The following is a 13,075-nucleotide window of genomic DNA, read 5'->3' as shown; positions in this document are numbered from 1 at the left end:
ATCAAACAGAGCCTCAATATCTTCCTCGTGCGAATAACCAAGCAGGGCCAGCAGCCAGTCGTTAAGGTCACGTCCGCTTAAAAAAACGTTCATTAGGGCGCTGCTGCTAAAAAACAAGATGATATCATTACTGTTTGATTCCAGTTTTTCATCAATCCAGTGACAAAGGCCAATTGTTTTTCCATAGCCAGAAGGGGCTGTAAATACGGTTGCCGTGTAATCCCCTCTTAAAAATTCAACAAAATGATCATCAATAAATTTCCGGCGTATGGTTTGATTAAAGGGGATTCCCGAACGGTTTTTTAAAGCCTGTAAAGTAAAGTGTGTGATTTTTGCAGCATTATTACTAAGGGTTTTCCAATCAACATGCTCATTTTGCGATTTTGCAGCAGGTACGCTTTCCTGATCGCAAAAATCATCCCAACCCTCAAAGCCGCAGTATTTGGCTAAAACATCTATGGTGAACAAAGATGGCTTGAACTTACTATATGCAAATCCGTATACCCGCTTTAATGTGGTTTCGCTAACTGTTAGTTTTGTTTTGTTGTAGATCTGTAATGCAAGGGCCTTGCAATCGCCCGGTGTAATGCTTCTAATATTGGCATTTGTTAGTACACGGGATTTCAATGTTTCAAATTGAACTGGTGAAAAGGATATCATAGGCTCAAGGCAATTAGGTTGTTATTTTTGTACACATTAATCCCGAATATTTTGTTGTTAATTACACAATTAAGGTGGTCGTTAATTATACGGTGTCCGTATTAACTAAGGTTGCAACCATATTTAGCATAAATATTCGGTTTCAGCTATAATTGGCTGTGTTTACGAGTATAGTAGAGCTATATGTTTTAAAATAATATTTAATGAACAAAATGAACGATTATTAAATAAATGAACAGCGTTTATTTTGTCTTAATGAAGTGAATAAGATGTATTAATAATATTCTTAAAGTGCTGTGTAGTTTTGAAATGTGTAACTATTTACACCTACCTTAATTACATTTGCATGAAAACCTTTACCTTTTATAGCAGGTACATAATAGTGTTATGCCTGTTATTATGTGCTACCAGCAAAATATTTGGACAACGCCATTTTGCAACTACCCAGCAAAGCGGTGCTACAGGTTTACTTTGTTTGGGCTGCGTAGTTACTGAACAAGGAAACGCTGTTGATGCAAATCTGCAAACTCACTCCACTTTAAATGTACCGGTTGGCTTGTTGGCCGCAACATACCAGGAATTAATATTTCCGGCTCAGGCTGCTGCCAATACCCCATTAACAATTAAATTAGGAACAGGTAACAACCTGCTTGATGTAACAGCACTTGGCGGGGTAACTATAACTCCATATAATGGCAATGTAGCGGGTGCGTCAATTACTGCCCCAACACTGGCGAGTGTAGCCAGTAGCAATAACCAGCTGGAATTTATCTTTTCGCCGGCTACAGCTTATACCAAGGTAAGGGTAACGCTTAACGGGGGGCTTTTGGGCGCTTTAAGCAGTATATATTTATATGATGCTTTTTATACTACACCTGGTCCTCCGGTTTGTAATACCGCATATGATGAATTGCATGGTATATCATCGGCATTACTTAATCTTGGGATAAATGTGGGCGGGGTGGCAAACCCTCAAAATGCGATTGACGGGAATATTAATACAGCATCAACCTTAAATGCAGGTGTTGGCGCATTAGGCGCATTCGCGCAACAAACTATAATTTTTCAGTCGTCATCAATTGTAGGCGATTCTGTACGCCTTACCATATCCTTACCAAAGGCATTATTGGATGTAGGTGTTTTAACAAACATAGGCATATCAACATTTAATGGCAATACAGATAATAACGATACCCAGCAGCTAAGCGGGTCATTGCTGCGTTTACGCCTGCTTGATCTGACCAATAACAGGCAGCGGATAGTTGTTACGTATGCGCCCACCAAAGTATTTGACCGGGTTCAGCTGCGGCTGGGGGGAGGTATAGCAAGTGTATTATCATCCCTGGATCTTTTCGAGGCCGAAGTAATCATACCTAAACCTATCATAAAAATTAATAATGTAGCGGTAATCGATGCGCAATTATGTGCCGGAAGTACTATAGCATTAACTGCAACATCAAATGCGCCGGGCACCACATTTAACTGGTATACCCAAGCTACCGGCGGAACCTCCATTGCAACCGGCGCATCGTTTACTACACCTGCTTTAACTGCAAATGCCACTTATTACGTATCGGCAACACGCGCAGGTTGTGCAACAGCTTCAGACCGGGCCCCGGTAGTGATCAATGTTAATCAAATACCAGCTGCACCGGTTATTGCCAATGCCAACATTACGGTATGCCCGGGCTCAACCGCGGTATTTGCTGCACAACCCATACCTGGTGTTACCGTTAACTGGTACGCGGACCCAACCGGCGGAACTCCTTTATTTACGGGTAATACCTATACATCTGCTGCCTTAACCGCAACCACAAGCTTTTATGCCGAAGCGGTAACTGGCGGTACCTGTGTAAGCACTTCGCGTACAAAGGTAACTGCAACTATAAGCCCGTTGCCGGCTGTGCCAACATTAACTACGCCAAACGTAACCATTTGCGATGGTGATGTGGCCGTATTGGCCATTGCCTCGCCGGTAGCCGGACAAACATACAACTGGTACAGCACTGCCACTGGTGGCACCTCATTATTTACAGGTACAAACTTTACCAGTCCGGCTTTAAATGCCAACACAATTTATTATGCCGAAGCTGTAAACGCAACAGGCTGTGTAAGCGGTACCCGTGTTGCGGCAACAGTTACTGTAACACCTAAACCTGCTGCTCCTGTTTTGGCGGTAAATAATTCAACTATAAGCGCAGGCCAAACCGCAACCATCCATATAACTAATGCACAAACAGGTATTACTTATAACTGGTACACATCCGCCGCGGCTGCTACCCCTGTTTTTACAGGCGATCCTTTTATAACACCAGCGTTATTTAGTACCACCACTTATTATGTGGCAGCCGCCAACAGCACCGGTTGCCAATCGGCAACACGTACGCCAATAACCATTAACGTAACTATTAATAACAATTCGCCATGTACGTTTGCCAATCAGCAAACACACGTCACAAATGGTTTATGTGTATTATGTAATGTTCTCAATGACGCTCTTGCCGCTGATGCCGACACGACTACCGCGTCCACCATATCAGTGCCGGTAGGTCTTTTAGGCGGATCAGCTTCACAAACACTGCAATTTCAGCAACCAGGTTTTACCGGCGATACCATTAAGCTCGTATTTCAAAGCCCGGGAGGCCTGGCTGATGTTAGCTTATTGGGTAATATAACAGTAGCAGTTTATAATGGTGCCACACTGGTAGGTAGTTATCCGCTTAATAATTCATTACTTACTTTAAGATTATTGGCAGGTACTAACCGTTATGCGGTATATGTACCAGCTGCAGGGAATTATGATCGTGTGCAGGTAACGCTTAATTCGGGAGTTGCAACGTTGCTAACATCTTTACAGATCTATTATGCAATACAGCAGTATCCAACACCTAAATTTAATCCTGTCGCTCCTGAAATTTGCAAAGGCAGCCCTGCGGTATTGAATATTACATCACCTAATCCGGCTAACGGAACCTTTAAATGGTATACTACACCAACAGGAGGGGCATCTGTAGCTACAGGTATAACTTATACAACACCAGCATTAACCGCAAACACTACTTATTATGTAGAATACAGCCGTAACGGCACCTGCGTAAGCCCGGTACGTGCTCCTGTTCAGGTAATAGTTGATGATCCACCGGTAAAACCAGTTGTAACACCAGCAAGCGCGACCATACTGGCAGGCCAAACCGCTACTTTTAAAGCTACTGTAGTTAATGGCGCTACTATAAAATGGTACACCGCGGCAACTGGTGGTACTCCTGTATTTACAGGCAGCACATTCACCACGCCGGCATTATCAGCCAATACAACTTATTATGCAGAAGCATCTTTAGGTAGCTGCGTATCGCCAGACAGAACTGTTGTACCGGTAACCGTTACGCCGATAGTAATACCAGATGTATCAGTAACCCCGCCTACACAATCAGTTAACGTGGGTACAACAGGTACTATAACTGCCAGCTCAACCACACCGGGAACAGTATTTAACTGGTATACCACACCAACGGGTGGCACACCTGTATTTACAGGGGCAACCTTTGTAACCCCACCGGCATTTGCCAATACAACTTATTATGCCGAAGCTGTAGTAACAGCCACTGGCGCAAAATCAGCTACCCGTGCACCGGGCGTAGTTAATGTAATTGCTGTTGGTTCAGATCCGGTGGCTTGTAACGCTGCTACAACACAAACAAATTCGGTTAACGGCGTATGTTTATTCTGCGGTACCACTAATCCGGCCGGAGCAGTTGATAACAACCGTAATTCATTTTCACAAATACATGTACCGGTAGGTTTACTGGGCGGCTCCGCACAGCAGGTATTACATTTTACCAACCCGGGTATTGTAGGCGATAGCATAATTGTTGAATTGGGTATCCCTGGTTCACTGGCCGATGTAGGCTTATTATCGCAAATTAATATTGCTACTTATAACGGAGCAACCTATAACAATGACCGCTTTGCTGTAAACGGATCATTGTTAAACCTTACCCTGTTAAACGGAACAAGTCGTTTCAGGATAGCATTTAAAGCAACCCACACCTTTAACGGCGTTGAGATCCAGTTTAACTCAGGCGTTGCCGGCCTGCTTAGCGCGGTAAACGTTTATGATGCTTATCAATCAGTAGCATCACCGGTTATCAGTGTGCCAAACGTTAGCACCTGCCAGGGAACAACTGCTACTTTAACAGCAAATGCACCGCCAGCCAACGTAACTATAAAATGGTATACCTCAGCAACTGGTGGTACAGCTGTATTTACAGGCGCCACATTTGTTACGCCGGTATTAAATACCAACACAACTTATTATGCCGAAGCCAGCTTTACTACAGGTGGTTGTGCACAACCAGTGCGTACACCAGCAACGATAACTGTTACAACGGCCCCTGCCGCGCCGCTTGTTAATGCATCAAACATAACTGTATGCTCCGGTCAGCCGGCTACGTTTACAGCAGAAGCTGTTAGCGGTGTTACCTTTAAATGGTATGCAGCAGCAACAGGTGGCACAGCATTGTTTACCGGAGCACAATTTACCAGCCCGGCGTTAACTGCTACAACGTCCTATTATGTTGAGGCTACAGCGGGCGCTTGCGGCAATTCAACCCGTACTAAGGTAACTGCTAATGTAGCTGCATCGCCAACGGTACCTGTTGTATCACAAACTCCTGTACAAACCTGTTCTGGTTCATCGGCTGTATTAGCGGCAACAGGTCAGCCTGGTGTTATCTTCAACTGGTATACTACCGCTACCGGCGGAACCCCTGTATTTACAGGGCCACAGTTTACTACTCCGGCATTAACTGCCAGTACATCATATTATGTTGAATCTGCGTCAACAGGGGGCTGTACCAGTTCAACAAGGGCAAAAGCGGATGTGTCGGTTAACCCGACACCCGTTGCGCCTATTATCGCTGTTAACCCGGTTGGCAAACAGATCACCTCCGGGCAAACAGCTTCTTTAACAGCAACCTCAACCACCCCGGGAGCTATCTTTAAATGGTATGCAGCTCCAAATGGCGGTACTGCTATTTTTACGGGTGCTAACTTTACCACACCTGCTTTAACATCAAACACAACTTATTATGTTGAAGCTTCAACAGCAGCCGGTTGTACAAGTACTACACGTACACCGGTAACCATCACTGTAAATCCAATATTCTCCACCTCGTGCGATTTTGCATCAACACAAACCAATGATGTGAACGGAGGCCTGCTTTGTGTGGGTTGCGCTGTGAATTTTCCAAATAATTCGGTTGATAGCGATACCACCAACTTTAGCCAGTTAAGTGTTCCAATTGGTTTGGTAGGTTCAAATGTGTCGCAAAGATTAATATTTGGCGATGCCGGAGTTGTTGGCGATACCGTGACCGTGAAGATAGCGGTTCCGGCAAGCCTTGCCACTGTTGGTGTTTTAAACCAGTTGCAAATAGCTTCATTTAATGGCACGACTTATAATAACGACCGCATCAATTTAAGCAGCAGCTTACTGAAGATCACCTTGCTGGCAGGCAATCAAACTGCTTTAATAAAATTTGCGCCAAAATCAGCATTTGACCGGGTCGAGATCAGGTTTAACGGTGCTTTGGCATCAGTGTTTAATACGGTTAATATTTATTATGCCACCAAACAGGTTGAAGCACCGCGACTGGCCGCGAATACGGTAAGTATTTGCACAGGCAGCACTGCAACCTTTACGGTTAACAATACCCGTGCAGGAATAGCTTATAAATGGTATACCTCTGCAACCGGTGGCGCTTCTGTTCATACAGGTCCAACCTTTACCACCGCGGCATTAACTGCAACTACTACTTATTATGTAGAAAGCAGCCGTGCATCAAGCGGATGTGCTAACCCTAACCGGGTGTCGGCAACTGCCAATGTTACCCCATCACCGGTTAACCCGGTTCTGGCCCAGGCATCGGTGCAGGTATGTTCAGGTTCGCCAGCGGTATTAACCGTTTCACCAACCCAATCAGGTGTGGTGTATAACTGGTATGCGGCTGCAACAGGTGGTTCGCCAATATTTACCGGTGCTCAGTTTACAACCCCGGTACTTACCGCAAATATTTCTTATTATGTAGAAGCATCAGCTAACGGATGCGTTAGTCCGGCCCGTACAAGAGCCGACGCGGTAGTTAATCCAATACCTGTTGCGCCAACTGTTACTGTAAACCCAGCCGGTGGCCAGGTTACAACAGGCGGAACAGCTACATTAACAGCCAGTTCGCTTACAGCTGGTGCTATCATTAAATGGTACACCACACCAACAGGCGGCACAGCTATATTTACAGGCAGTCCATTTATTACCCCGCCTTTAACAGCAACTACAACTTATTATGCCGAAAGCTCATTAGCATCAGGTTGCGTAAGTACACAGCGTACTCCGGTAATTATTACCGTTACACAACCTATTGTAATACCCGATGTGGCAGTTACCCCGCCTACTCAAACAGTTAACGCGGGTACGTCAGGTACTTTAGTAGCGTCATCAACTACCCCAGGTGCAACAGTATTTAACTGGTTCACTACACCAACAGGCGGCACCAGCATATTTACCGGAGCAACTTTTTCAAGTCCGGGTCTGTTTACTGCTACAACTTATTATGCCGAGTCAAGCATACCTGCTACCGGGGTTAAATCAGCCACAAGGGCATCAGGAATAGTTAATGTAAATGCCATTTCGCCTAACCCTGTTCCCTGCGATGCAGCTATTGCCGAAACAAACTCAGTTAATGGTATATGCCTATTCTGCGGCACCAGTAACGCCGGCGGATCAATTGATAATAACCGTAATACCTTTTCACAAATACACGTACCGGTAGGTTTATTAGGTGGGGCTGCACAGCAAACTTTACGTTTTGCTAATACAGGCATTGCGGGTGATAGTGTAACTGTTGAGTTAGGTATCCCTGGCTCACTGGCCGATGTGGGCGTGCTTTCACAAATTCAAGTGGCTACCTATAACGGTACAACTTATAATGGCGACCGCTTTACTGTAAACGGTGCATTACTGAACATTACTCTACTGAACGGAACAAACCGTTTCAAGGTAACATTCAAAGCGGCTCATACCTTTGACAGGGTTCAGGTACTATTTAACTCAGGCGTTGCAGGCCTGCTTAACGCGGTAAACGTTTATGATGCTTATCAATCTGTAGCTGCACCGGTTATCACCACAGCAAATGTTGCTATATGTTCAGGATCACAGGCTACTTTAACAGCAACTGTGCCCGCTAATGTAACCGTAAGGTGGTATACTACCGCAAGCGGCGGCACACCAGTATTTACTGGGGCGGTATTTACCACACCGGTATTAACTGCCAACACAACTTATTATGCCGAAGCCAGCCGTACTGCTGATGGTTGCGCCCAAAGTGTACGCACACCTGCAACAGTAACGGTTACGCCAGCTCCGGCCAAACCGGTTGTGGCTGCACCAAACTTAACGGTATGTTCTGGTCAACCGGCAACATTTACAGCACAGGCAGTTACCGGTGTTACCTTTAACTGGTACACTCAGGCTACCGGTGGCACGCCTGTATTTACCGGCAATCCATTTACAACCGGACCGCTTTCGGCAACAACTACTTATTATGTTGAAGCCACAGGCGCTGGCTCTTGCGGTAACTCAACCCGTACCCTGGTAACAGCGAATGTAACAGCAACGCCATTGGCGCCTATCGTATCACAAACACCGGTACAAACCTGTTCGGGCTCATCGGCTACCTTGTCTGTAACATCAACCCAGGCTGGTGTTACTTATAACTGGTATACCGTGGCAACAGGTGGTACACCGGTTTTCACTGGTCCACAATTTACAACACCGGCATTAACCGCCAATAAATCATATTATGTTGAAGCAGTGGCAGGCAGCTGTACCAGCTCAACAAGAGCGAAGGCAGATGTTGTAGTTAATCCTACACCTGCGGCACCGGTTGTGACTTCAAATACACCTGGCGGACAGATCACTTCTGGTCAGAAAGCTATTTTAACCGCTACCTCAACCACCGTTGGAGCTGCCTTTAAATGGTACACTTCGGCAAGCGGTGGTACCGCAATCTTTACAGGCGCAACATTTACCACACCTGCCCTAACATCAAACACCACTTATTATGTTGAAGCTGTATTGGCAAGCTCAGGCTGTATCAGCGTAACACGTACCCCGGTTACTGTTAAAGTAAATCCAATATTTTCAACCAATTGCGATTTTGCATCAACCCAAACATTTGATGTAAACGGAGGTGTAATATGTGTAGGCTGCGGTGTAACTGCGCCAGATAATGCCGTAGATCAGGATACCGTAAACTTTAGTCAGATAAATTTACCAATAGCCGTATTAGGATCATACGTGGGGCAAAAATTAATATTCAGCGATGCCGGTACCGTTGGCGATACCGTAAGGGTTAAGATCTCGATACCGATAAGCCTTGCAACTGTAGGCGTACTTAATCAGATACAAATTGCCTCATACAATGGGGCTACTTATAACGGCGACCGTATTGCCTTAAGCAGCAGCTTGTTGAAGATCACGATTCTGGCAGGTGGGCAAACTGCTTTAGTCAAATTTGCACCAAAAGCCGGCTTTGACAGGGTTGAGATACGCCTTACCGCTGGTGTAGCATCATTGTTCAATAGTCTTAACGTTTATTATGCCAGCAAGCAGGTAGAAGCACCAACGCTTGATACAAATACTGCAAATATCTGTTCGGGCGGCTCGGCTACTTTTAGTGTGAGCAATGTACGTGCCGGTGTAACTTATAAATGGTATACTGCGGCAGTAGGCGGAACACTTGTTCATACAGGAGCAACCTTTCCTGTTACAAACATAACAGCTACTACTACTTACTATGTAGAAAGCAGCCGCACCTCAAGCGGTTGTGCTAATCCAAACAGGGTAGGTGCAACAGTTAACGTTACACCATCGCCACAAAACCCGATACTGACAAAAGCCTCATTTGAAATATGCGCAGGCGAAAGTGTTACGTTCACCGTAACCAATGCTAATGGTGCTACCATTAACTGGTACGATGCACAAACAAATGGTAACCTGGTACATACAGGTGCAACCTTCACCGTATCTCCGGTATCTGATATTATATACTATATCGAATCTGCAAATGGTACCTGTATAAGCCCTGCACGCACAGTGGCCACTATTAAGGTTAACCAATTGCCTCAAAAACCAAGTGTACTATCCAATAACGTTGATGTTTGCGCAGGTAGCCCTGCTGCATTAGCTGTAACTACTCCTCAGGCGGGTGTTACTTATAACTGGTATACCGTAGCAACCGGCGGTGCTTCTGTACATACGGGTGCAACCTTTACCACGCCTGCTATTACGCAAAATATAACTTACTATGTTGAGGCCTCAAACACAACAACAGGTTGTATCAATAGCGGCGGTCGTACGGCTGTTGATGTAACACCAAACGGTTTACCTGTTGCGCCAACTTTAAGCGCTATAACAACCCAGGTATGTAACGGTGGTACTGTTACTTTAAGTGTTAAAAATCCAATAGCCAGTTTACAATATAACTGGTATAAAACTGCTACAGGAGGCACATCTGTATTTACCGGAACAATATTCACTGCCACTAATTTAACAGCCAATATTTCATACTTTGTTGAAGCAGTAAGTGCGAGTAGCTGTAGCAGTGCAACCCGTACCAAAACCGATATCACTGTGTTGCCAATACCACCGGCTCCGCAGGTACAGGCAACCGGGGGCAGCTTAACTATTTGTTCAGGATCATCAATTACGCTGAACATAGTTAATCCGCAAACAGGTGTGGTTTACAGATGGTATAACGCAGCAGTTAATGGCACACTGGTATTTACCGGTACTGTGTTTAGTACACCGGCTTTAACTGCTAATACAACTTATTATGTGGAAGCCGCAAACGCGGGTAATTGTACTTCGTCTGCACGCACATCGGTACCGGTTACAGTTAATCCGATCCCGGCCAATCCGGTACTGGCTTCTAATCCGGCTGTATGTTTAGGCAGCCCGGCAACCATATCAGTAACACCAGTAACAGGCATAACTTATAAATGGTATACTACAGCAACCGGTGGTACACCTGTATTTACGGGTAACCCTTATAAAACCGGGCCAATTACTGCAACTACTGATTTTTATGTTGAAGCAGTAAATAGCACCAATTGCGGCAGCAGCAGCCGTACGTTAGCCGAGGTTACTATTAACCCTGCTCCATCTGCGCCGGTTATTGCCAACGGTGCTACCACGCCAACATGTGTGGGATCTCCAGCTACTTTATCAATTTCTAATCCTCAGGGTGCACTTACTTACAAGTGGTACACTACAGCAACCGGCGGAACACCGGCATTTACAGGCAGACAATTTATTACTCCTGTATTAACAGCAAATACAACTTACTATGCCGAGGCTGTAAACAGTGGTGGCTGCGGATCATCAAGCCGTACACCGGTTCAGGTGATCATCAATCAGCTTCCGTCAACACCTGTACCGCTAGCTCGGGGCGGTTCATCCACACCATCGGTATGTTCAGGTAGCTCGGCTGTGTTAACGGCATCAGTTACACCTGCATCAAGCGTAACCTTTAAATGGTACACCACGGCAACCGGCGGAACACCAGTATTTACCGGAATACCGTTTACTACTGCAGCGGTTACAGGTACTATAACTTATTATGTTGAAGCAGTAAGTAATGTAAGTGGTTGTACATCAGGAACACGTGCCCCTATAACAATCACTATTGATAACAGCAAGGCGCCTGACCCTACAGTTGATGCCGCAGGTTTAATCACTTGTCAAAACAGCAATACTACCATTAATATCACCAGTCCTGTTGCGGGTACCATTTACAACTGGTATACTGCATCGGCCGGAGGAAGTTCTATACACATAGGATCAAGCTTTAACACACCTGTATTAACAGGTGATGCAACTTATTATGTTGAGGCTACAAACCCTCAAAGCTGTAACTCATCAACAAGGGTACCGGTTAATGTTACCGTAACACCGCAGCCATCTGCACCAACATTTACGGTACAGTCTCCGGTACAGGTATGCCGCGGCAGTTCAACATCAATCTCTGTTGCATCGCCACAAGGAAGCCTTACCTATAACTGGTATGATTCTGCTGCAAAAAACAACCTGGTATTTACAGGGCCAACCTTCCAAACCGGACCGGTTAACGCCAACGCCACTTATTATGTAGAGGCCGTAAATGGTTCATGCGAAAGCGCATCATTAGCCAGCATACAGGTAACTGTGGTTGACGCGCCTGGAGCCCCTCTATTGGTTGAAGGTGCTTCGATAGCAGGCTGCCAGGGTGGGCAGGTACAATTGCATATCTCTAATCCGCAGGCAGGCTTTACCTATAACTGGTACAGTTCGGCAAGCGGCGGTACACCGCAGGCTTCGGGAATAAGCTTTACAACTCCGGTACTCACTACCAACACTATCTACTTTGTAGAAGCCGTGAATGTTACCGGTTGCCCATCTGCTTCGCGTACAAACGTTACCGTTAATGTAACATCAGCACCGGTAGCGCCGCAGGCAAGTGCACAGGGTACATCTATATGCCCTGGGGTAAGCACCATTATATCCGCAACAAGCGCCACACCTGGAGCAATTATTAAATGGTTTGCCGATGAAACAGGCGGTGCGGAACTGGCTACGGGAACAGACTTTAAAACACCTGTACTATCGGCCAATACCACATATTACGCCGAAGCCCAAACAGCAGGTGGTTGTGTATCAACTGTAAGAACTCCGGTAGCGGTTACTATTCTTAGTCCGCTGGCCGCTCCAATACCATCTGTAAGTGCAAGCACCACATCAAGTGTAAGCTTTGGCTGGGCTGCTGTAACAGGTGCAACAGGTTACCAGATAAGTACTGATAACGGGCAGCATTTTGTTGCACCAAGTTCAGGAGCTAATGGTTTAACTCATGTGGTAAGCAACCTGCAGCCAGGCGAGAGTGTAACCATTATTGTACGCGCCAGTGGAAACTCTGATTGCCAGCTGAGTGCTAACTCAGCAGCGGTTACCGGTACAGCCAGCAATCCATTTGGAAACGGATTATTTATACCGAATGTGTTTACGCCAAATGGCGATGGCAACAATGATCTGCTGCAGGTTTACGGTAATACCATCAAGAGTTTAACCCTATCTATATATGACCAGTGGGGCGAGCTGCAATACCAGACAACTAATAAAGCAAGCGGATGGGATGGTACATATAAAGGCACCAAGCAGCCGGTAGGGGTATATGTTTATTACGTGGAAGCTACTCTGAATGATGGTCAGGTAGTGAAGAAGAAAGGTACAGTTACGCTATTACGATAAGGCCTCCATATGTGCTGTGCCATGCCGAAGTGTATGGTACAGCATATGTTGACCGCATCACAATTAATAAATCTA

1 protein-coding gene and 1 pseudogene are annotated in these 13,075 nt (G+C 45.6%); one reads left to right on the top strand and one right to left on the bottom strand.

Translation table 11 applies throughout. The annotated features are described in order from the left end of the window. A pseudogene (locus tag AC1DRQ_RS17765) lies at positions 1–627 on the bottom strand (hypothetical protein); the annotation flags it as partial. A 379-nt stretch (positions 628–1,006) separates the two neighbouring features. Between AC1DRQ_RS17765 and AC1DRQ_RS17760 the strand changes: the two are divergent. Further along, on the top strand, positions 1,007–13,000 hold the full coding sequence (locus AC1DRQ_RS17760; RefSeq protein WP_477425986.1) for an Ig-like domain-containing protein: 11,994 nt from the start codon (positions 1,007–1,009) through the stop codon (positions 12,998–13,000). The last annotated feature ends 75 nt before the right edge of the window (positions 13,001–13,075 follow it).

The organism is Mucilaginibacter sp. P4_E8, assembly GCF_056401495.1.
Note: the sequence above shows the minus strand (reverse complement) of the source record. Positions and strands in the feature narration are given on the sequence as shown.